The organism is Candidatus Glassbacteria bacterium (assembly GCA_019456185.1).
Classification (GTDB): Bacteria; Gemmatimonadota; Glassbacteria; order GWA2-58-10; family GWA2-58-10; genus JAJRTS01.
In genome coordinates this window covers 1-22646 of sequence record VRUH01000048.1, presented here as the reverse complement: position 1 = coordinate 22646, position 22646 = coordinate 1, and the positions used below count along the sequence as shown (strand labels likewise).

General features: G+C 59.7%; 18 protein-coding genes and 2 tRNA genes. 10 read left to right on the top strand and 10 right to left on the bottom strand.

Annotation, left to right across the window (positions count from 1 at the left end; all coding sequences use genetic code 11):
- The first annotated feature begins 19 nt into the window (after positions 1 to 19).
- Positions 20 to 1474, top strand: a complete 1455-nt coding sequence (locus FVQ81_14450; protein ID MBW7997742.1) for a sulfatase-like hydrolase/transferase — start codon at positions 20 to 22, stop codon at positions 1472 to 1474.
- 120 nt (positions 1475 to 1594) lie between these two features.
- On the opposite strand, the gene FVQ81_14445 is transcribed toward FVQ81_14450, so the two are convergent.
- Together FVQ81_14445 and FVQ81_14440 are read right to left on the bottom strand one after the other, a co-directional pair.
- Positions 1595 to 1670 (bottom strand) — tRNA-Cys (locus tag FVQ81_14445).
- Positions 1671 to 1684: 14 nt separating this feature from the next.
- Positions 1685 to 1759: transfer RNA gene (locus FVQ81_14440), tRNA-Gly, on the bottom strand.
- A gap of 247 nt (positions 1760 to 2006) precedes the next feature.
- Here FVQ81_14440 and FVQ81_14435 point away from each other — a divergent pair.
- The 4 genes from FVQ81_14435 (at position 2007) to FVQ81_14420 (ending at position 6312) form a co-directional block, all read left to right on the top strand.
- Entirely contained in the window at positions 2007 to 4079 is a 2073-nt protein-coding gene (locus tag FVQ81_14435) for a CBS domain-containing protein (protein MBW7997741.1), read from the top strand.
- 92 nt (positions 4080 to 4171) lie between these two features.
- Positions 4172 to 5251, top strand: coding sequence for a carbon-nitrogen hydrolase family protein (locus FVQ81_14430; GenBank protein MBW7997740.1), 1080 nt, complete (start codon positions 4172 to 4174; stop codon positions 5249 to 5251).
- A 214-nt stretch (positions 5252 to 5465) separates the two neighbouring features.
- Positions 5466 to 5918 carry a PTS sugar transporter subunit IIA gene (locus tag FVQ81_14425; GenBank protein MBW7997739.1) on the top strand — a complete coding sequence of 151 codons (453 nt, stop codon included), beginning with the start codon at positions 5466 to 5468 and terminating at the stop codon, positions 5916 to 5918.
- A 28-nt stretch (positions 5919 to 5946) separates the two neighbouring features.
- Positions 5947 to 6312, top strand: a complete 366-nt coding sequence (locus tag FVQ81_14420; protein MBW7997738.1) for a hypothetical protein — start codon at positions 5947 to 5949, stop codon at positions 6310 to 6312.
- An 84-nt stretch (positions 6313 to 6396) separates the two neighbouring features.
- On the opposite strand, the gene FVQ81_14415 is transcribed toward FVQ81_14420, so the two are convergent.
- From FVQ81_14415 to FVQ81_14385, 7 genes are all read right to left on the bottom strand, one after another.
- Complete coding sequence (locus tag FVQ81_14415) at positions 6397 to 7605, bottom strand: hypothetical protein (protein ID MBW7997737.1); 1209 nt, start codon at positions 7603 to 7605, stop codon at positions 6397 to 6399.
- A gap of 45 nt (positions 7606 to 7650) precedes the next feature.
- Positions 7651 to 9837, bottom strand: coding sequence for a bifunctional (p)ppGpp synthetase/guanosine-3',5'-bis(diphosphate) 3'-pyrophosphohydrolase (locus FVQ81_14410; protein MBW7997736.1), 2187 nt, complete (start codon positions 9835 to 9837; stop codon positions 7651 to 7653).
- A gap of 128 nt (positions 9838 to 9965) precedes the next feature.
- On the bottom strand, positions 9966 to 10793 hold the full coding sequence (locus FVQ81_14405; GenBank protein MBW7997735.1) for a hypothetical protein: 828 nt from the start codon (positions 10791 to 10793) through the stop codon (positions 9966 to 9968).
- A gap of 41 nt (positions 10794 to 10834) precedes the next feature.
- Positions 10835 to 13819 (bottom strand): preprotein translocase subunit SecA, encoded by a 2985-nt coding sequence (secA, locus tag FVQ81_14400; GenBank protein ID MBW7997734.1) that lies wholly within the window; start codon positions 13817 to 13819, stop codon positions 10835 to 10837.
- 85 nt (positions 13820 to 13904) lie between these two features.
- On the bottom strand, positions 13905 to 14510 hold the full coding sequence (gene nadD, locus FVQ81_14395; protein MBW7997733.1) for a nicotinate (nicotinamide) nucleotide adenylyltransferase: 606 nt from the start codon (positions 14508 to 14510) through the stop codon (positions 13905 to 13907).
- Positions 14511 to 14553: 43 nt separating this feature from the next.
- Entirely contained in the window at positions 14554 to 15360 is an 807-nt protein-coding gene (gene bamD / locus FVQ81_14390) for an outer membrane protein assembly factor BamD (protein MBW7997732.1), read from the bottom strand.
- Positions 15361 to 15392: 32 nt separating this feature from the next.
- Positions 15393 to 16334 carry a tetratricopeptide repeat protein gene (locus FVQ81_14385; GenBank protein ID MBW7997731.1) on the bottom strand — a complete coding sequence of 314 codons (942 nt, stop codon included), beginning with the start codon at positions 16332 to 16334 and terminating at the stop codon, positions 15393 to 15395.
- Between the two features lie 266 nt (positions 16335 to 16600).
- Between FVQ81_14385 and FVQ81_14380 the strand changes: the two genes are divergently transcribed.
- The 4 genes from FVQ81_14380 (at position 16601) to FVQ81_14365 (ending at position 21265) form a co-directional block, all read left to right on the top strand.
- A complete protein-coding gene (locus FVQ81_14380) occupies positions 16601 to 17746 on the top strand; it encodes a hypothetical protein (GenBank protein ID MBW7997730.1) in 1146 nt (381 codons plus the stop codon).
- A 113-nt stretch (positions 17747 to 17859) separates the two neighbouring features.
- Entirely contained in the window at positions 17860 to 18525 is a 666-nt protein-coding gene (locus FVQ81_14375) for a hypothetical protein (protein MBW7997729.1), read from the top strand.
- A 408-nt stretch (positions 18526 to 18933) separates the two neighbouring features.
- Positions 18934 to 20745: a phosphoenolpyruvate carboxykinase (GTP) gene (locus FVQ81_14370; GenBank protein MBW7997728.1), complete on the top strand. Its 1812-nt coding sequence runs from the start codon at positions 18934 to 18936 to the stop codon at positions 20743 to 20745.
- A gap of 160 nt (positions 20746 to 20905) precedes the next feature.
- A complete protein-coding gene (locus FVQ81_14365) occupies positions 20906 to 21265 on the top strand; it encodes a hypothetical protein (protein ID MBW7997727.1) in 360 nt (119 codons plus the stop codon).
- A gap of 206 nt (positions 21266 to 21471) precedes the next feature.
- Here the strand turns inward: FVQ81_14365 and FVQ81_14360 are convergent, their stop codons facing one another.
- On the bottom strand, positions 21472 to 22254 hold the full coding sequence (locus tag FVQ81_14360; protein ID MBW7997726.1) for a hypothetical protein: 783 nt from the start codon (positions 22252 to 22254) through the stop codon (positions 21472 to 21474).
- Positions 22255 to 22395: 141 nt separating this feature from the next.
- Between FVQ81_14360 and FVQ81_14355 the strand changes: the two genes are divergently transcribed.
- On the top strand, positions 22396 to 22646 hold a 251-nt coding region (locus FVQ81_14355), incomplete at its 3' end, for an Ldh family oxidoreductase (protein MBW7997725.1).

Sequence of the window (22646 nt, the reverse complement as noted above, 5' to 3'; positions counted from 1 at the left end):
TAACTTCTTACTTTAGCCCATGACCTCAAAAACCAGACGGATTCTATTGCTCACCACTTCAACGCAACGGAATAAACCCATGAACGACTGTGGATGCAGACCGCTGGATCGACGGGCCTTCCTGAGAGCCGGAGCGCTGGCGGCGGCCGGCGCCGCGGCCCTGGCTGCCGCGCCCCGTGGATTGATGGCGGCCGGCGGCGCCGGTAAACCGAATATCATCCTGATGATCGCCGACGACACCGGCTGGAACGATGTCGGCTACCACGGCTCGGAGATCGCCACGCCCAATATCGACCGGATGGCGGCCGCCGGCGCCGAACTCGACCAGTTCTACGCCTGCCCCACCTGCTCGCCTACCCGCGCGGCTATCCTGATGGGCCGCCCGCCGTGCCGCTACGGGATTTTTGCGCCGATAGCCGGCAGGAGCGAGCTGACCCTGCCCCAGGAACGCGGCACGCTGGCCACGGCGCTGAGATCGGCGGGCTACACCACGCATCAGCTCGGCAAATGGCACCTCGGCCTGCGTCCCGAGGTCGGCCCCACCAGCTTCGGGTTCGACACCAGCTACGGCTACCTTCACGGCCAGATCGACCAGTACACGCATATCTACAAAAACGGCGACACGAGCTGGCACCGCAACGAGCAGTTTATCGAGGAAGAGGGCCACGCCACCGACCTGCTGGCCGACGAGTCCGTGCGGATAATCGAAAACAGTACGGCGGACACGCCGTTTTTCCTCTACACGGCTTTCAGTGTCCCCCACTACCCGGTACAGGAACCGCAGGAGTGGACCGCGCGCTACGAGGGCAAGATCGCCGACCCGGACCGGCTGGTCTACGCCGCGTCGATGACCCACATGGACGCCGCGATCGGGCGGATTATCGAGGCGGTGAACAAAAAGGGGATCGCGGAAAACACGCTGCTCGTGTTTATCAGCGACAACGGCGGCCAGGACAACTGGACGGCCACGGCCAACGAATACGACAACCGTCACGGCCCCTACCGCGTCCTGGGCGACAACAGACCGTTGCGCGGCTGGAAAGGCTCCCACTACGAGGGCGGGATCCGGGTGCCCGCCGCGGCGGTCTGGCCGGGGGTGATAGGTCAGCGCAAAGTGCGGCAGTTGTCCCACGCGATGGACCTGTGCGCCACGTTCGCCGCGGTTGCCGGCGCGAGGCTGCCGGAGGCCATGGAAGTCGAGGGGATCGACCTGATGCCGTTTATCTCCGGTGAGGGTGAGCCGGTCGAACGAACCCTGTACTGGAACGACGGCCGTTCGCTGGCCGTGCGGCGCGGGCCATGGAAGCTCCTCCACAACGGCAGCCGGCCCAACACGGGTGCGAGCGAGCTGTACAACGTGATCGACGATCCCCTGGAGCAGAACGATCTCTCCGCCGAGAGGATCACGCTCACCGCCCAGATGAGAGAACTGCTGGCCGGACAGTTCAGGAAGGATAATATTCCGGTCGAATAGCGGAGTGAGAAATACTGCAAAACGCAAAAGGCCCGCCTTTCCTGGCGGGCCTTTGCGTTAGATGGCGCTTAGTGAAAAAGCCCGACACGAAGGAGTTCTCCTTGTCAGGCTTTTTACTGCTGGAGGCGGCGGGCGGGATCGAACCGCCGAATAAAGGTTTTGCAGACCTCTCCCTTAGCCACTTGGGTACGCCGCCTGCATAGAAAAAAATGGAGCGGGAAACGGGACTTGAACCCGCGACATCCACCTTGGCAAGGTGGCGCTCTACCACTGAGCTATTCCCGCTCTGAAATATATTTTTGCGATTGGGATTGCAGGATAATATAAAACCGGATGATGTTTGTCAAGGGTTAGCGGTCCAAAAAACGCGCTGTCACTCTTCCCCCATTTCCGCTGAACCGATGACCATTTCACCACCTTTACGATTGCATAAACCTTTTAATCATGGCGTTTTCCAAGAATATTCACTATATTCCAAAATTATGCTTTGAGCCTGATTTTAACCTCGTACTCAGCAGGGCCGGCCCTGTCCATGCGCGATAAACTCAAGGACATTTTTTCCGCAATCCCGTCCCGTTTCATCTGGTCGGAATCCAGGCTGATCCTGATAGTGGCCGTGGTGATCGGTGTGCTGGGGGGGCTCGGCGCGGTGGGGTTTCGCTGGCTGATCGACGTGGTCAAGCTGATCTTTTTCCACGGCGACACCGGCGATAACCTGCTGAGCTACGCCTGGAGCCTGCCGTGGTGGCAGCGCGTGCTGATCCCCACCGCCGGCGGGCTGGTGCTGGCCCCGATGCTCAGGTATTTCGCCAAGGAAACCAAGGGCCACGGGGTGCCTGAGGTGATGGAATCCATCGTGCTGCACGGTGGAAAAATCAATCCGCGCACGATGTTCACCAGGGCGCTGGCCAGCGCGATCACCCTCGGCAGCGGCGGCAGCGTAGGCCGTGAGGGCCCGATTGTCCAGATCGGCAGCGCACTGGGGTCCACTGTCGGGCAGTTCCTGCGGGCCAGCGAAGGCAGGATGAAAACCCTGGTGGGCTGCGGCGCGGCCGCGGGGATGGCCGCCACGTTCAACGCCCCCCTGGGCGGAGCGTTATTCGCAATCGAGGTGATCCTCGGCGATTTCGGCCTGGCCCAGGTCACCCCGATTATCATTTCCAGTGTGGCCGCCACTGTTGTCAGCCGTCATTTCCTCGGCGATTTCCCCTCGTTCGAGTTTCACCCTCCCCCGATGGTCAGCCACTACGAATACCTGTTTTACGCGGTCCTGGGCCTGGCCGCCGGGGCACTGGCCTGGTTTTTCGTTTCCGTGCTTTACCGCTCCGAAGACGCATTCGAGAAAATCCCGCTGCCGATGTGGATCAAGCCGGCTTTCGGCGGCCTGGCGGTCGGGATTATCGCAATCTGGTTCCCGCATGTGTTCAGCTCGGGCTACGAGGCGATCAACCAGGCGCTGGACAGCCAATTGCCGCTGATGCTGCTGGCCGTACTTGTGCTGATCAAAGTGCTGGCCACCTCGCTGACTATCGCCAGCGGAGGCTCCGGCGGCGTGTTCGCTCCGGCGCTGTTCCAGGGCGCAATGCTGGGCGGGGCGGTGGGCGCGCTGTTCAATCTCGCCTTCCCGGACTTGACCGCGCCCTACGGCTCCTATGCACTGGCCGGGATGGGCGCAATGATCGCGGGGACCATGCAAGCGCCGATCACCGTAATCCTGATCATTTTCGAGTTGACCGGCGACTACAGGATTATCCTGCCGGTAATGACCGCCTGTATCCTGAGCGCCCTGCTGAGCCACTGGCTGCTGGGCGGCGAGTCAATCTATACCAGAAAGCTGATTCGCCGGGGGCTGAACCTGTACCGCGGACGCGACCTGAATGTCCTGCGGGGCCTCAAGGTGAGTGACGTGATGACCAACGAGGTTACGACTGTCGAGGAGGGCGAGCCGCTTTCCACCCTGATTCGCCGGGCGATAACCCACCCCCAACACACCTATGTCCAGGTGGACGAAAGAGGTAAAATATCGGGGCTGATCCCGCTGCAGAAAATCCTCGAGCTGATGCGCGACGACAACCTTCGCGATATCCTGGTGGCTCAGGACGTGGCCCAGCTCGAATTCCCGGTGCTGAGCGCCGATGAAACGCTTGACGAGGTTATCCGCCGGTTTGGAGACCACGGCCTGGAGGAAGTCCCCGTTGTCGACCCCGAGAATCCGGGCGTGCCGGTGGGGGTGGTGCGGCACAACGACGTGATGCAGGCCTACCGCCGCGCGTTTATCCAGCAGGACATGAGCGGTTTCGTGGCCGACAGCCTGGTCCGTGATCCGGACCGGAAAACAGTCGAGCTGGTCGACGGCTACCGGATGGTGGAAGTCGAGGCCCCCTGGAACTTCCGCGGCAAGACGATCCGCGAGCTGGATATCAGCCGCCGGTTCGGCGTCCAGGTAATCCTGATCCGCAAAAAACGGGATAACGGGCAGGCCGGTGCGGCCGCAAACGACGAGGAAATGCACTTTGTCCCCCGCGGCGATGACGTGATCGAGGAAGGCGACGTGCTGGTGCTGGTAGGCGACAGCAGGCACCTCAAAAAATTCATGTCTTTCTGAGCAGTGGCGCGTGGCGGGACTTGATTCACGCCATCCATTATCTCATAATACACTGACAGGCTTTCCGTTCCAAATACTCAAGGAGGCACCTGATGCGGCACATGCTGAATATGGCGACTGTTTTTCTGGCGGCGTTATGCCTGACGGGCGGGTTGGCGAGTATATCCGCTGCGCCGCCGGGCAAGACGAAAGTAGCGGTGATCCAGGCCACCGGTTCGCCGCGCCAGGACCCGTTCAAGGCCGGCTACGACTCCACGAAGGTAAGGGCGATGAGCCAGGCCCACCTGGATAAACTCCTCGGCCTGATCGATCGCGCCGGAGAGATGGGAGCCGATATTGTCTGCGGGCCCGAAGACATGCAGCATATCGGAGGCTACGGCCTGCATGTCGACCGACGGGACCCGGAAACAGGCGAGATCCTGTTCAGCGGCATGGCTGTCGAGGTACCGGGGCCGCTCAGCGAACGGATCGCCGCGATTGCCCGCAAGCATTCGATGTATGTGGTCGCGCCGATCTACGAAAAGGAAAACGGCAAAGTGTATAATTCTTCGCTGGTCTTCGACAGGCAGGGCGAGTTGATCGGCAGGCACCGCAAGACAGTCCTGCCGATCATGGAGACCTGGCTGGTTACCCCCGGCACCGGTTACGAGGTGTTCGAGACTGATTTTGCGCCGATCGCAATCTCTACCTGCTGGGAGATCACCTACCCCGAGATCCACCGGATCTACGCGCTCGAGGGCGCCCGTCTGATCTTCCATCCCACCATGGGCCGTGAGAACAGCGACGGGAGCCTGGATACGGCTCACCGCTACCTGACCCGCGCAACCGATGACAGGGTGTGGCTGGCTCCGGTGATCCTGGGCACCGACGGGAACGGGATAATCTCACCCACCGGCGAGGTGCTGGCCGAGGCTGTCGGCGCCAGGGATACAGTGATCATGGCCGAGATCGATTTCAGCGAACGCTTCCTTTCCAAGAGCACCTGGTGGAATACGATCAACGGCAGCAACGATAACCGGGCGATTCATTTTCTCAGCCGCCGCCCCGGGATCTGGGGCAAGCTGGCCGATCTCCGCCCCCCCCTGGCCTCGGAATTCGAAAGCGTGCGCCTAACCACGGGCGACAGGGAGGCCCAGTTCGAGGCGGTGCGCGAAGTTGATTACGGGCCCTGATGCGCGCCAGAATTTAAGGGCTGCCGGTTACCGGACGTGCAAGCAAAAACACTTGACACTAAACTTCTACTCAGGCATGTTATTATCTCCGCGGTATGCGCAGCGTACCGAAGCGGATCGATACCAGGCGCGGTCATGGCGTTGCAATCCCGTCTTGATGGCTCAGAGTGCAAAATACGAAAATGTATTTAACCGGATCCGGAGTATGTGAACGATGGAACTCAAGGAACTGTTCGACGCGTCCAACGTCAAGTTGGACCTCGAGTCCAATGAAAAAGACGACGTGCTGATGGAGTTGATCGGCCTGCTGCAACTGGACGAAAAGGCCAAGGAAATGCTGTTCAAAATGCTGAAGAAGCGCGAGAACCTGGGCTCGACAGGAATCGGCAAGGGATTCGCCATCCCGCACTGCCGCTCGCTGGTTGTGGACAAGCTGAACGTGGCCTTCGGCAGGCACGCCAAAGGTTTCGATTTCAATTCTATCGACGGTAAGCCGGGCCACTATTTTTTTCTGATTGTCGCTCCGCCGGTCGAGATTTCCAACTACTACCTGCCTGTGCTCGGCAAGGTAGCCCAGTTTTGCAAAACTCCGGATATTACCGCCAAACTGGACAACCTGGAACAGGTGGAAGAATTCCTCAAACTGTTGGAAGAGGCAGGCAGTTGACGAGCATTTCAAACCGGGGACGCAATAGATGCAGGACAACCAGCTCAGATTGCTGATGTTCCTTCAGGACCTGCTGATGTTGAAAAGGGAAATGGAGGATTTTCAGGTTGTTGAAAAATACGAGGAAATGGGATTCGACCTGGAGCGGAAGGAAAGAATAGAGGAGTCGATCAAGGAGGTTGCCGGCCAGCTCGACCCCGAACTGCACCTCCGCTTTCAGCAGATCGCCAAGAAATACGACAGGCCTCTTGCGCCGGTTAAGAACGGGATATGCTACGGTTGTTTCGTTTCCACCCCCACCGGCAGTAAGCTCATCACCCAGCAGCAGGACATTATCGAGTTCTGCAACCACTGTGGACGGATTCTCTACCAGACCGGCACTGTCCTGACTTAACTCTCCGCAGACACAGAAAAAGACAACGCCCGGCTCTTAAGCGAGTTCCGGGCGTTTTAACAGGTGAGCCCCGGCGGGAGCAGACTATTTTTTCGGTGCGAACTTGAGCCTGCGCGCCGCCTTGCGCTGCATCTGGTAGACAAAGCGCATGATCGTGTCCTGGGCGAGATCATTGATGTTGTGGAAGCTGGCGCGGACGATATCGCATTCGCGCTCCTGGTCAAGCCCGTGATAAACCACCTCGCACAGTACGGGGTCCCTGTGCTCCTCGCTCAACTGCTGGAAGTTCAGGTACAGGAAATCGCCCTTCTTTACACCGTGACGCGTGTAAAAGGCCAGTCCGCCGCCGCTTATATCGACAGTTTCGGCGATGAACACGGGTAGTGATTCACACTTGTCCAGGTTCATGTCCACTTCAATCGTGTTGAATTTATCTTTAGCGAGGTGAAAGAAGCTGAACGAAAAATGGACCTCCATCCTGCTGAAACTGCGGGCCTGCTTGCGCTCGAGTTTCGTGGGGTGCTTGAGATATAATTCCTTCTTTTCCTGGTCCGGCGGTTGGGAGGGAGTCGTGAGGAAAGAGTAGCCGGCGTCATTGTCCCTGTAAAACTGCACCGTGATCGGCTTGCCGCCGGCCGGCTTGATAAAGCTCAGGTCGATATCCGCCGCGCTGAATGTCAGCCGCTCATCGGTGTTGAACAACAGTTCCGACCTGTACTCGTAGGACTGGCTGTCGCGGTCGATGATTATCTTTACTTCCTGACCCTTACGGATTTCCTGGGTATTCTGAAGCTGGACCGTCTCCTCGATCTTGTTGTATCCCAGTTCCTCTTTGATTTCGTCAACCTGCTGATGAAAAAACTTATGTTCATGCTTGGAGAATTTCTGTTTCTGGTGGTAGGCTTCCACCAGATGCTGGAACACGTCGTATGATTCAAGCACGCGGTAGGGCGAGGAGATCGTGACCTGCTTGACAATCGACATCAGCAGATCGATATGCTTGCGGTCGAGGTCCTTGTCGACAGCCTTGCGGTCAAAATAAAGCAGTTCGCGCTCGCGGCGTTTTTTCTTCTCACGCTGAGATTGGAGAATAACATACAACCCGCCCGCCACAACGACAATCCCCAGTCCCCAGGCGACAGGGCCGGAGGCCTCGCTGGAGGATTCCGCCCAGCCGCCCTGAATCTCCTTCCAGCGCTGGGCGCGGGGGACCAGATGGGTCAACCACTGGCCCGCCGCCAAATCAGTCAGCCAAGAGATGAACTGCGGCAGCGCACCCATTCCGGCCTCCATCAGCTGAAAGTTATCAGAGAAACCGCACTCTAGCGTCGCGGCAAACTAACCCGGCGAAGACAAGGCCTCTGATGAAAATGACTCTTTTCGCTGGACCCTGTCAATGCCTTTGATTTTTTTCAATGCCGTAATAACTTTGTCGAGCTGTTTGAGATTGCTGACTTCCACCACGAAGGTGGCCGTAAAATCGAACTCGGCGCTCTTGGTACTGGCGCCGCGGATATTGGTGCCGGAATCGGTGATGGCGCTGGTCATTTCCGCCAGCACACCCTTGCGGTCTGTGCCCGAAACCAGCAGCCGGACAATAAACTGGTCCCCTTTGTCGGATTCCCACTCGATCGGCACCCGGCGGTCGGAATTACTGCCGGTGCGTATCAGATTGGGGCAGTCCGTCCGGTGAATGGTGATCCCCCGGCCACGGGTTATGTAACCCTCGACTTTATCGCCGGGCACCGGCTGGCAGCAACCGGCGCAGGTTACCATCAGGTTCCCGATCCCCTGCAATTTGATCCCTGAGTCCCGGCCGCCCTTGCGGATCTTGTCCATCAGGCGGTCCATGGTCGACACCTCGGCAGGGCGCGTTTCTTTCTGCGCGTCCTCGGGGAACAGGGTGTGCATCACCTGCCTCAGCGAAACGATTCCCTGCCCCAGGGCCTCGTACAGTTTTTCGGACGATGGTGAAACGTTCAGTTTCTCCGCTGCTCCGGCCAGCTGCTGCTCATCGACACGGCTCTTGCGCTGGCGTTTGAATTCCCGCACCAGCATGTCCTTGCCCAGCCGGACACTGTCGGTGTATTCCTGCTCGCGCACCCAGGAGCGTACTTTGCTGCGGGCCTTGGAGGTCCGGACAAACTTGAGCCAGTCCTTGCTCGGCTTGGTATTGGCGTTGGTGATTATCTCGACTGTCTGCCCGCTTTTGAGACGAGTGTGCAGGGGCGCGATCTTCCCGTCGATCTTGCCGCCCGAGCACTGCAGGCCGACCTCGGTGTGGACGGCGAATGCGAAATCCACCAGCGTGGCCCCGGTCGGCAGCTTTATTAGTTTTCCCCTGGGAGTGAACACAAACACCTCGTCGTGGAACAGGTCGACCTTGAGGAACTCCATGAACTCCCGCGGGTCAGTGGCCTCGCTCTGCCATTCCAGCACCTCGCGCAGCCAGGTCATGCGACGGTCTATGTCGCTTTCGCCTTTCAGATTTTCCTTGAATTTCCAGTGCGCGGCGATACCGTACTCGGCGGTGCGGTGCATGTCGAACGTGCGGATCTGCACCTCGATCATCTGCCCCTGGTTCCCGTAAACCGTGGTATGCAGCGACTGGTACATGTTCGATTTCGGCGTGGCGATATAATCTTTGAAACGGTCGTGAAGCGGTGTCCAGGTTGAATGGACCAGGCCCAGAATGTGGTAGCACTCGGCAACCGAACGGGTCATAACCCGCAGGCCCAGCAGATCGTAGATATCCTCGAACGAGTTCCCGCGCCGCTCCATTTTCTTGTAGATACTGTAAAGATGCTTGGGCCGCCCGCTCACTTCCGCCTCGATCCCGGCTTCGTTGATCGCTTTCTGCAACGGGTCCTTGAACTGGTCGATAAGCTTTTCCCGCTCGCCGCGCTTGGTCTGCACCTGCTTGGCCAGTTTCTTGTATTTAGCCGGTTCGAGATACTTGAACGACAGGTCCTCCAACTCCCATCTGATCAAGGCGATACCGAAGCGATGGGCCAGCGGGGCGTAGATATCGAGAGTTTCCCGCGCGATTCTGCGCTTTTTCTCGTCGGAGAGGGCGTAGAGGGTGCGCATGTTATGCAGCCGGTCGGCGAATTTGATCAGGATCACCCTGATATCTTTCGCCATCGACAGGATCAGCTTGCGGTAGTTGTCAACCTGCTCTTCCTGGGCCGAGCGGTAAACATAGCCGTCCATCCTGCTGATTTTGGTCAAACCGTCCACGATTCCCGCGATCTCGTCGCCGAACTCGCAGCGGATATCCTCGAGCGGGCAGTCGGTGTCCTCGATTACATCGTGGATCAATGCGCTGGCGATAGAGATGCTGTCGTAGAGGTTGAGGTCCACCAGGATCCGCACCACCTCGACCGCATGCCAGATAAAGTCATCGCCAGACTTGCGCTTCTGGCCGGCATGGGCCCTGGCGCCGAACTCGTAAGCCAGCTCGATCGGACCCATGTCCAGGGAATTGATCCCTTCCAGTATTTCGAAGAGCGATTGCTTGGGCATCCCGCAAGCCTCTTGAGGCTGAGTACTCAGACTGCAACGGCGACAGCCGTCCGTTACTTAAAAATTATACCCCGGACCGCAATCAAGCAACCGGTCCGGGGTATGAAGTTGTCCGCCAGGCAGGCGGATTACTGGTTTTCGATGTAAACCAGTTCCCGATTCACGTTACAGGCCAGCCCGAGCTTTTCCGCGCTGCCCGGCTCGATCAAGCTGCTCACAACCATCAATTCCTCGACGGTCTCCGAGAGAAAAACCGGTGTCAGGTCCTCCAGGACCTCGCCGACCGTTCTGTTTTTACCGAATACCAGCGAAGTCTTGCTGTAACCGACCAGTTTGCGGTCGTAGAGCAGTTTGCGCAGCGCCGAGCTGATTTCGTTGAGAGCTTCGGCGTTGGAGGCGTCAGTCAGCCTCAAACCGTCGAATATCACCTTGAGCGATATCTCCCCGCCGGCTTCAGTCGTGTCGGCCAGCCTTGCCTCGCCCTTCACGATCAGTCTATCGACAACCGGCGCCCGTGAGGCTTGTTTCTCCTCCGGCTTGTCCGCTTCAGCTTTCGCTTTCTGCTCCGGCTCCTGTTCGGCTTTGCCGGTTTCACCGGCTGGTTCTTCCGCCTGTTCCGGCTTCTCCGGCTCAGCGGGAGCGCCGCCTTGCTGCTGAAGGTCTTTCTGCAGCTCAAGCATTCTTTTCCTCAGTTCGGCTGCGCCGGTCGCCATATTGGCGGCCATAGCTTCCAGCTTGCTCTGGATCGTCACTATTTCACGCAGGTTCTCCTGCTGTTCGTTGATGTAGCCGTTTTCGCGGTTGAAATAATGACGGGTAAGCACGCTCAGAAACTCGTCGACACAGTTGTGCAACTGGAGTTCGAGTTCGGCGAACCTGGCCTGAAAACGCTCCACTTCCCGCAGTTGTTCCCTGTCGAGCAGAGTCTCGGGTTGTGTTAATTTGATTTCCGCCATAACAGTAACCGTTGCGGCTGACGTGAGCTGTTAACCAAAGATTATGCGTGCCGTCCGCAGCAATGCTTGTATTTTTTGCCGCTCCCGCAGGGACACTGATCGTTACGCCCGACCTTGGGCGCGTCGTGGCGGACGGGTTTCTGCCTGCCGGGCTGCTGCTGGGGACTCAGCGCGGCCTCCTCGCCGCCGCCGAAAGCCGATACGGTGGCATGGTGCACGGCCATCTGCTCCGGCCGGCCTCTCCGTTCGCGGCGCTCCAGTTCGTCCTCGTCGATAAACTGGGCCTTGAAAAACAGGCTGGCGACTTCATCCTTGATCTTGTCCATCAGCACCACAAAAGCGTCGAACGCTTCCCTTTTGTATTCGATCAGCGGGTCTTTCTGGCCGTAAGCGCGGAAATTGATCCCGCTCTTGACATGGTCGAGCATGAGGAGGTGCTCGCGCCAGTTCTCGTCGATAAGCCGCATCATCACATGCTGCATCAGGAAATTCCTGCGCTCCTCACCGAGCTGCTCGCACTTGATCGCGAAGAGCTGGTCGATCAGTTTCATCACCTTGTTGCGGACGTCGTCGGCGCGAAGGTCCTCCTTGTTGCTGTCGTCGAAGCTGACGTTGAGCAGAAAAGAGCGCAGCAGATCATCGCCCAGGGCCCGCAGGTCCCACTCCTCCGGCGGCGTGCCCTCCATCACATGCATGTTGAGCTTGGTTTCCACCGCCTCGTCCAGCATTCCCTTGAAATCCTCGTCCATGTCCCTGCCCTCCAGGGCGAAGAGGCGCATGTCGTAGATTACCTCGCGCTGCTGATTCATCACGTCGTCGTATTCCAGCAGATGCTTTCGGATCTGGAAGTTGTTGCCCTCGACCTTTTTCTGCGCCCGCTCGATCGAACGCGAGACCAGCGGGTGGGTAATCACCTCGCCCTCTTCCAGACCCAGCCGGTCCATGACCCCGGCGATCCGTTCGCTGCCGAAGAGCCGCATCAGGGAATCCTCGAGCGAAAGGTAGAACTCGCTGCTGCCCGGGTCACCCTGACGGCCGGAGCGGCCGCGCAGTTGTCTGTCGATCCGGCGGGCCTCGTGGCGCGCGGTGCCGATAATCGCCAGGCCGCCCTTCTCGCACACGCCATCGCCCAGCTTGATATCCGTCCCGCGGCCGGCCATGTTGGTGGCGATAGTCACCGCGCGCTCCTGGCCGGCGTTGGCGACTATTTCGGCTTCCTGCTGATGGTACTTGGCGTTGAGCACGTGATGACGGATACCGCGGCGCTTGAGCATCCGGCCCAGGGTTTCGGAAACCTCCACGCTGACCGTGCCGACCAGCACCGGCCGTCCCTCCCCGTTGAGCCGCTCGATCTCGTCGATAATTGCGTTGAATTTCTCGCGGCGGCTACGGAATATTTGATCGTCCATGTCATTGCGGACCACCGGCTCGTTGGTCGGAATCACCACCACGTCCAGCTTGTAGATCTCGAAAAACTCGTCACTCTCCGTCTCGGCCGTCCCGGTCATCCCGGCCAGCTTGTCGTAGAGGCGGAAGTAGTTCTGGAGCGTGATCGTGGCCAGGGTCTGGGTTTCGTTCTCGATCTTGACCCCTTCCTTGGCCTCCAGGCTCTGATGCAGGCCCTCGCTGAACCGACGCCCCGGCATCAGGCGGCCCGTGAACTCGTCGACGATCATCACCTTGCTGTCCTGCACCACATACTCCACGTCCTTCTCGAAGAGGATATAAGCCTTGAGCAACTGGTGGATCGTGTGAATCCGGTCGCCCTTGTCCAGATACTCCTTCTCCACCTGCTGGATTTTCTGCTGCTTGCGCTCCGGGCTCAGCGAGGGGTCTTTCTCGATATCGCTAATCTCGGTCGAGAGATCGGGGATGATGAACATGTTGGGGTCCGAGGGGCTCAGCTGATCGAGGCCCTGCTCGGTGAGCTGGACCTGATTGCCCTTCTCGTCCATCGAGAAATAGAGGCCCTCGTCCAGTTCAGGTATCTTTTTCTCGCGCATGTAATCCGCCTCGACCCGCTGGATCATCTTCTTGACCCCGGTCTCGTGGAGGATTTTCATCAGGCGCTTGTTTTTGGGCATGCCGCGCTGGGCCTGAAGCAGTTTCCTGCCCGCCTCGTAATTGCATTCCTGCGACTTCTTGTCGTCCTGTTCCTCATCGGCCTGGCTGAGAAGCTGCAAAGCCTCGCCGACAATCGTGTTGACCGTCTTGACCTGGATCCGCACCAGGTCCTCCACCGCCGGCTTGTACTGCTTGAACTTGCCCTCGCTGCCCTGGACGGGGCCGGAGATAATCAGCGGGGTGCGCGCCTCGTCGATCAGCACGCTGTCCACCTCGTCGACGATGGCGTAGTGATGTCCGCGCTGGACCCGGTCCTCCAGGCGCATGGACATGTTATCGCGGAGGTAGTCGAAACCGAACTCGTTATTGGTGCCGTAGGTGATATCGCAGTTATAGGCCTGCTGGCGCTCGGAAGGGTCCATGTCGTGCTGGATACAGCCGACTCTCAGACCAAGGAAATCGAAGATCGTACCCATCCACTCGGCGTCACGACGGGCCAGGTAGTCGTTGACAGTCACCAGGTGGGCGCCCCTGCCCTTGAGCGCGATGAGATACATCGGCAGCACGGCCACCAGCGTCTTACCCTCACCGGTGCCCATTTCCGCGATCTTGCCCCTGTGCAGGACCACGCCGCCGATCAGCTGCACGTCGTAGGGGATCATGTCCCACGTCATTTTCTGTCCGCTGACCGAGATCTCGCGTCCCATGTTGCGGCGGCAGGCGTCCTTGACCAGCGCAAACGCCTCCGGCAGGGTTTGTTCGCAGGCTTTATCCTGCTCGTCCGGATCGGAGATCGCGCTGATGCGCTGCTTCAACTCCCGGCTCTTCTCCTGCAGCTGCTCGTCGGACAACTGCTCGAGACCCTGGTAAATCCCGTTGATCTCGTCCACGACGGGCTGGATGGTTTTGATTTCCCGCTCGTGCTTGTCGCCCAGAAACAATTTCAATATCCTGTTTATCATCTCGCCTTACCGGTACCTTTCCATCGGCTGATTGCCCTACGGAACTGATTAACTGTATTATATTTAAGCCGGGATTGACAATAAATCAACTCGGGGCCGGCGCATAGAGCCCATGCTTGTCGATATAATTTTCCACCGCCGCGGTTACCAGCCAGCGGACCGAGCGCCCCGCGGCGCGCGCGCCGCGGACCTGGGTGGCCGAAACTCCGATCAGCGGCATATCCACCCAGCATACGTCGATTCCGGGCAACTGCTGCTCCAGCTCCCCCGGGTCGGTATCGTAACCCTGACGGTAGAGCACCGCTATCCGGGCCAGGTTGCAGATTTCGCGCCAGTCCTTCCAGCTGTCGAACTCCAACAGGTTGTCCGTGCCCAGGATGAAAAACAGCTCGCCGCCATCGGCCATGAACCGCTCGCGGTATTCGCGCAGCGTGTCCACAGTGTAGGAGCGGCCCGGGCGGTTGAGTTCCTCCAGATACAGTCCGAACCGTTCATCGCCTGCGATCGCAGCCTCAAGCATCGCCACCCTGTGCCCGGCGGAACTGATATTGCGCTGATGCTTATGCGGCGGACTGGCGGCGGGAACCAGCAGGACCTTGTCCAGTTCCAACTGTTCCCAGGCGGCCTGAGCGCCGATCAGGTGCCCGATATGGACCGGGTCGAATGTCCCGCCCAGCATTGCTACCCGCACGTGGCCTCCGTCTTCGGAAATCCGCCAGAGCAGTCGCCGCCCATCAGCGCGTATCCCCGTCCCGGGCCGGTTCACCCGTCAGCGGTTCGTCCTGCTGTTGCGGACTGCCGCACAGTTCTTTGGACTGCTCGCTATCGGGATAGTCCCTGCAAAGCCAGGCCAGCGCATCCTGCGCGTCATCCGGATATCCCATTCTGCGGCTGGCCAGGCACAGGTAGTACAGTGTCTGCGGCATCACGCGGGATTCCGGGTAATTGCTGACCACGCTTTTCAGATAAATTATCGAGGAATCGTAAATCTGGCGATCGTAATAGTGCTCGGCTGTCTTGAACTCCTTCAGCGCCATTTTGTCCTTGAGCTGGTCAACGTGGACCCGCACGGTGTCGGCATACTCGGTATTGGGGTACTTGATAAGCAGGGTCTGGAACGTATCCATCGCTTTCCTGGTTTCGCTCTGGTCGCGCTCGGCCCGGCGGCTCATGGCCGCGTAGGAAAGTCCGGCTTTGAACAGGGCCACATCGGCGAACCGCCCCCGGGGAAACTCGCGGTTGAGCAGTTCGAACTCGTTGGCCGAAAGGATGAAATCATTGTTCAGGAAATAGGAGTCCGCCAGGTAATAACGAGACTGCTCCACCAGTTCGCTGCCGGGGTACTTGTAGATAATCTGCTTGAACAGCTCGATCGTCTTGGTGTACTCGCCCTTCTCGTAATAATAAGACGCTTCCTCGAACTCACCCTCGGGAGTCGGGTCGAACCGCCGCGCGCTGCTGCACCCCGCCCCGACCAGCGCCGCGGCCAGCACCGCCGCCATCAATACCGATCTGAGTGTAGACAGTACTCTGCTCAACATTCCTCCGATATCCGCCGTTTACCCTTCTGTTCCTAGAGCGACTGCCTGCCGCTGAACTCGATCTCCTCGATCCGCTTGCGTGCCTGCTCGGCGATTTTTTCTTTGTAATAATAACGGTTCAGCTTCAGCACCCTCTCGAACGCCTGCTTGGCCTCGGCGGGACGGTTGTCCTGGAGCAGGATTTCACCGCGAAGGTACCATGCGTCATCGACCAGGTGCTGCGGCTGTCCGCCGGAGATAATCAGGTTGAGGTAATAAAACGCCTGCTCCAGGTCGCCTTCCTCGCGCATCTGCAAGGCCAGCGGGTAACTGCAGCTGCTCCTGTGCCAGCTTGCCTGTTCGCTCTCCGGACGGTCCGGGTAGAGGGTTAAAAACTGGTCGTAGTACAAAAACGCGTTAAAATAGTCCTCCAGCTTCTCGTAACCGGCCGCCAGGTTGTACATGCAGCCGGCCCGCCGCTCCTGCTCGGTGTCAAGCGGGAGCCCCCGCAGGTAGTAAGCGATGGCGCGATGGTAGTCCGACTGTTCGAAATAGTAGTCTCCCAGCACGAAATAAAAGGCGCCCAGGCTGAAGGACGGATTGATGGCCAGGATTTCCTCGAGAGCGTGAACCATCGTGGTCGTATCCCCCGACCTGCCGCGCTCCACGGCAATCTGGAAGTAGTCCAGCAGCACACCCTCATCCGGGACCGAATCCCGGGTGCTGAAATAACGGTCGAAATAGTTTTTGGCCTGGAAGAAATCTCCCTGCATGACATAGACCTTGCCGATCTTGCGCAGCAGCGCCGCGCTCGTTCCGGCGGTCTTTTCGGCCATCAGGTACTCGGCCAGCGCATCGTCGTACTGCCCGCTGCGATAGTAGCGGTCGCCGTTCTGTTCGTTCGAGGCACGCCCCCCGGAACAGCCGGCAAACAGCGCGACCGTCAGTATGACAATTATACCCTCGACGGGCAGTTTCTTTCCAAAAAACCTCATTCGCCTATCCGTGCTGATCGGCCGCTGCACAAAACTGGGGTACCGCTGAACAGTGCGTGCTAATTTACGTTTCAGGGTAATAAATCAAGTTAGGCCGCCGATACTTCACTGTCAACGGTTTTGACCGCTCCCGGCGCTTCCCGCCAGCCTGTATTCACGCGCAACTGAGACTGTCAACCAGCTTGACAGCGGGCCGGATATCGTCCATAATAAACCCGTCCCGTACTGCCGGTTGCCCCCGCCGGACGGCCTCCAGGGAGAATCCGATGAATTGTCCCGAGATCAATGCCATTCTCGACAAGCTGGAAGACGACAGCGTACCCGCCCCTGTCCACCTGCACATCCAGGAACATCTGGATTCCTGCCGCAACTGCCAGGCCGGGATGGCCAATTTCCTCAAGATCGGGAAAATCCTCGAACGCACTGTCTATAGCGCCGGCGGCAGGGACGACCTCCTGCGCTATCTCTCCCGCCTCGCCGGCCGGGATCTCCACTGGGAAACTCCGGAGGAAGCGGAGCGGCGGAAACGGAAGGCGAGTCACCTGCGGCTGCTGATCAAACTCGCGGTGGGATTCCTGGCGGCGGCGGGTGTGGGCGTCAGCCTGGCGCTGATCCTGGGCAACCTGGGCTGGATCGGCGCGCTGGGGGACAAAAAATCCGCGATCGATATCCCGCCGCCGCCGGCGGCGGAAACAGGCGCTCTGCCCGGCCAGGCGGTTCCTTCAGTTCCGGCCGGTGACGATTCCGCGCTCGAAGCGATCGTCCCCGAGGGCGGCATGAACCCCGAAGCGGTCTTCGAGTACCTGAACGGGATCCCGTCAGCGGCCGAACCCGGCGATAGCGGCCGGGCGACGGGACTTACACCCGGCGACAGCTCCCTGCTGCGCGATCTGGAAGCTGAACTGGGCGCCCTGCGCGATGCGCTCTCCCGCGACCCCACCGACACATCGCTGCGGCGGCGGATGATGGCCAAGTACCGCCAGATACTCGAGGAGCGCAAACGCCTGAAGCGCAAACTCCGGGTCCGGGACTACTACAACCTGGGCTACTTTCATTACTCCCTCGGCGAATACCCGCAGACGGCGATAGTCACCGGCGAGGGACTGCGGATGGTGCGGATGGGGCCCACCCAGTACCTGCATTACCTCAAGGCGATGAGCCACTTCCAGATCGCCATGCGCGCCTCCGAACCCCTGCCTGCCGATTCCACCGCTGACAGTGCTGCCAGGGTCCGCGGCGCCCAACTTCGCGCCGAACTCGACCGCGAGGGACGCCGGCGGGCGGTTAACGAGCTGCGCAAGGCGATCACCGATTTCAGCCACCTGCTTTCCAACCCGGAACTCGAAGAATCAGCCCGGGAATGGGTTCTGCGCTGCAACGAACAGATCGGCCAACTTTTGGCCGGGCAGTGACCATCCCTTTTGGCGGTGTCGTTCGGCAGCCTCACCGGCGCTTGCGCGAACTGCCCCCCTGTCTTATTTTATTGTTTCGTATTATCCCCAGTTAACCAACCCCTTCGAGACCGATGGCTGAGAGCGGAAAAACATTCCTGCGCTGGCAGGACAGGATCGAGCGCGGACTGGCGAGGCTGATTGCCGCGGATAACAGCCGCGCCGGCGCGGGCCGCTACGCCGAGGCGCTGGAGCACAGCCGCAGTCTGGGCAAGCTCAATGCCCCGGCATCGCGGCTGTTCAACGGCCTGGGCGAGCTCAGCCTCCGGGTGGGCTTCGCCCTGCTGGCGATTGTGCTGCTGCGGCGCGCCGAAAAGATCGACCCTAACGACCCGTTGCTGAAGATCAACATGAGCCGGGCCCAGCTCAGCATGGCCAACCGTTTCCTGCTCCGCGCTCCGCTTAGCGGAGCTGGCGCTTATAATCTGGCTGACAGCCGCAAGCGGCTCCGGAGCCTGATGAGTCAAAACTCCCTGCCGGACAGCCGCAAGGCGGAAACACTCCTGCTGCTGAGGCGGATCGAGGACCGGCTGGAGATGTGGAACGATCTGCGCAGGGGCGAACTGGAACAATCCAGGGTCAAGGAACTGCTGGCCGCCGAAGACCGCGAGATCCGGTCAATTCGTAGCCGCAAAATCCCGAACGTGGAGGAACTGAAAAAACACGAACCGCAGCGCACCGGTTTCTATTACCGCGAGTACCGCGAACAGCAGCGTAAGCAGAAAGAGCGCAGGCGCTGAACGCGGGGCTGAGCAGCCAGGACTGAGGATTTAGCCGGCGAGTTCCCTTTCAACCCTTTTCTGCAAGGAAACTCTTGATACCTCGGTCCAATAATCTTACTATGTAAAGGTCCTACAAAAGTTTTGTTGTTAATTCAAAACCGGACGGACTTGATTCCAGGTCCATTCCCAACCGGCTGGCACGAGCAACAGCCCAGGGCTAACTGCTTATTTTGTATATTCTTGCGCGTTTTGCCCTGCATCGTAGGTTGAAACAGTTCCACGCTTAAATCCGCTAACTTATGTGAAGATCGGGTGACGCACAATGAGCCCCAGCGGACGACTGCCCTTGGCGGCCGGCCTCAGCGGACCGGGGGTTGAAAAACTGAAAACGAATCAAATTAAAACACCTTGTTAAGGAGGATCAGCATGAACCCACCCGCCAGCCCTAAGAAACTGCTGGACTGGGTTGACGAGACAGCCCGGATGACCAAACCGGACTCGGTTGAATGGTGCGACGGATCGAAGGAAGAATACGACCGGTTGATGCAGTTGATGGTCGATGAGGGACTGGCTGTCAAACTGAATCCCGACAAGCGCCCCAACAGCTTTCTGTTCCGCTCCGACTCCTCCGATGTGGCCCGGGTTGAGAAACGCACCTATATCGCCTCCAGGCGCGAGGAAGACGCCGGGCCTACCAATAACTGGATCGACCCGGACGAGCTTAAGGAAACGATGCGCGGCTTTTACGACGGCTGCATGGCCGGACGGACGATGTACGTCATCCCGTTTTCCATGGGACCTGTGGGTTCCAATATCGCCAAGATCGGGATCGAGATCACCGACTCTCCCTATGTCGTGGTCAACATGCATATCATGACCCGTGTCGGCAAGGCGGTCCTGGACGTGCTGGGTGAGGACGGCGAGTTCATTCCAACTCTGCATTCGGTGGGCAAGCCGCTGGCCGATGGCGAATCGGACAACGGCGCCTGGCCCAGCGCACCGATCGAGCAGAAATATATCTCCCATTTTCCGGAGGACCGGATGATCTGGTCCTACGGCTCCGGCTACGGTGGAAACGCCCTGCTGGGGAAAAAGTGCCTGGCCCTGCGGATCGCATCGGTGATGGCCCGCGAAGAGGGCTGGCTGGCCGAGCATATGCTGATCCTGAGTATCACTAACCCCGCAGGTGTGAAAAAGTATCTAGCCGCCGCGTTTCCATCGGCCTGCGGCAAAACCAACCTGGCAATGCTGATCCCGACTGTTCCCGGCTGGAAAGTGGAGACCGTGGGAGACGATATCGCCTGGATGAAGTTCGGCCAGGACGGCCGTCTGTATGCGATCAACCCCGAAGCCGGGTTTTTCGGGGTGGCGCCCGGCACCTCGATGGAGTCCAACCCCAATGCGATGAAGTCTATCGAGCGCGACTCGATTTTTACCAACGTGGCCCAGACTTCTGACGACGATGTCTGGTGGGAGGGTATCGGCTACGACGCCCCCGGCACGCTGACCGACTGGCTCGGCAATGAGTGGAATGCGGCCACCGCGGATAAGCCGGCCTCGCATCCCAACGCCCGCTTTACCGCGCCCGCGGCCAGTTGTCCAGCGATCGCTCCGGAGTGGGAGGACCCGGCCGGGGTGCCGATCAGCGCAATCCTGTTCGGCGGACGGCGGCCGAGCACGGTCCCGCTGGTGCACCAGGCTCGCGACTGGAACCACGGCGTGTTTCTCGGCTCGATTGTCGGCAGCGAGATCACCGCGGCCGCCCTGGACCTCAAGGCCGGCACGATCCGCCGCGACCCGTTCGCCATGCTGCCGTTCTGCGGCTACCACATGGGCGACTATTTCCAGTACTGGATCGAGCTGGGCGCAAAGGCCGAGGCCGACAAACTGCCCGCTATCTTCTATGTCAACTGGTTCCGCAAGGCCGCCGACGGCAAGTGGCTCTGGCCCGGCTACGGCGAAAACAGCCGCGTGCTCAAATGGATTTTCGAGCGCTGCACCGGCGAGGGCCGGGCCGAGGAATCGCCGATCGGCTGGATTCCGGCCAGGAATGCTATCGACCGTCCCGAGGGTGTCAGCGAAGAGGATATGGCCGAGCTGCTCGCGATCGATACCGAGGGCTGGCTCAGGGAAGTCGAGTCCGTGCGCAGGGAGCACTACCCGAAATTCGGCGACAAGCTTCCCGGTGAACTCACAGCCGAACTCGATGCCCTGGAGCGGCGTCTGCAAAACAGTTGATCCGTACGCGCAGTGCATTCAGCTTTGCAGGGCGGCCCTGACGGGCCGCCTTTTTTCTTTACAGTGGCCGGAGCGCGGAATATATTAACTCAGCGGCCTGCCCCGGGCAGCTCGGGTCAGCGTTACTACGCCGCATAAAAAACCGGAACCGGAGGCGGAGTTGTTTCCCTGGACAGGCTGGCTGGTAGCACTCAACGTGGCAGTGATTATCTGGGGTGTCGTCCACCTCATCCGCCGATCCAGCGGCAGTTATTCAAGCGCCAGGGCAGCCGGTGAGTGGACTGCTGACGACCTGGTGGCCTGCATCCTTTCGGCCTTCATCTATTTCAACGGCCTGGCCGCGACCGCGCTGGTGCTGATCAATTTCGCCACCGGCTGGATGCTGGCCGCGGCCACCGTGTTCCAGTTGATTCTGATGTTCCGGATTATCGACCCCAAGCTGAAGACGGTCAGCGAAACTTTCGAGAAGAAGCAGAAGGAATACCTGGAAGAACTCGACCGTATCGTGGAGTGGGAGTAGCAAGCGCCCGCCCGTGCTGAGGACAGACGATGGACCTGAGTATCCTGCACCCAATCGGCCACCCGATGCTGGGAGTGATTATTCCGCTGGTGGTGTTCGTTTCCGCCAGCCTGCTCACCTGGTGGCTCTACCGCCATTTCTCCAGTCAGGACAAGTAATTTCGCCCCGGTTTACCAGCAAATATCCTTGCTCTCAGCAGTTGCCCTTCAGCTTAGCAGTTCCAGCGTGCCTACCAGGTAATCGAAATGCCGCGGGTGGGCGAACAGCAGGTGCCCCGGGCATTTACCCTGCAATTCCCAGTCATCGGGACCGGCGTCGGTGCTATCTAGATACGCTGTTTTCAGCCCCCAGGCGCCGGCAATCGCCAGGCAGGCGGCGGCGTCCCAGAGGTAGATCCTGCCGTGAAGGGCGCCCGCGGTCTGTCCCCGCCCGGCCAGGATTCCGTGGTAGGCCGCGCTGCCCAGCGAACGCAGCTTGCCCGGAAAGCTGATCCTGTAGCCGCGATGGCTGTCGCTGGGGACATAGAGCACCGATTCGCTGTCGATATCCTCCGGCTCCTCGGCCGGCCACTCCCCGCCATTGAGATAGACCTTGGTCCCGCCCGGATCGGTATAGAATGTTTCGCCTGTCATCGGCAGTTCGATCACCCCGAATTCCGCCCGGCCATCCACTACCAGTCCCAGGCTGAAGCACCAGCAGGGCAATCCGCTGATAAACGAGCTGGTCCCGTCCACCGGATCCACCACCCAGAACGGCCTGCTGCGGTCCAGATGCTCGCCTCCCTTTCCCTCCTCCTCGCCCAACACGGGCCAGCCGGGAGTGATTTCGGCCAGGCGCTCGCGCGCCAGCTGCTCCGCCTCGCGGTCGGCCCGGGTTACCAGCGTATTGTCCGCTTTTCGCTGGGCGCTTACATTGCCGAAATAGTTTTTAGCCAACTGGCCGGCGTCCCGCGCCAGCTTCAGCACTTCCTCAAGATCGAAATCCGCCATCTCCAACACTCCGTCCCGTGATAATGTCAATTGTCACCCGTCTGACGAGGGTTGAATATAATCCGCTCTCCCGCTATTTTCCAATCCGTTTGAACGCTGAGCGCAGATCAGGAATGTCGGAGAGCTCGAGAGGAACTATCGATGCCTAAACTGGAGCTGGCCCGGCTGCGCGTGCGGCTGGAAAAACTGTACCGCAATGCCGGTCTGGGAGAACGCGACGCCGCGGTGCTGAGCGACATCATCCTCGACGCCGAGGCCGCGGGCAGGGGCACCCACGGACTGATCCGAGTGGGGCCGCAGCTCAAGCAGCTCCGCGGCCAGGGACATCCCGCGGGCCAATGGCTGGCGGACAGGCCGGGTTATGCGCTCTACGACGGTCGCGACGGGCTGGG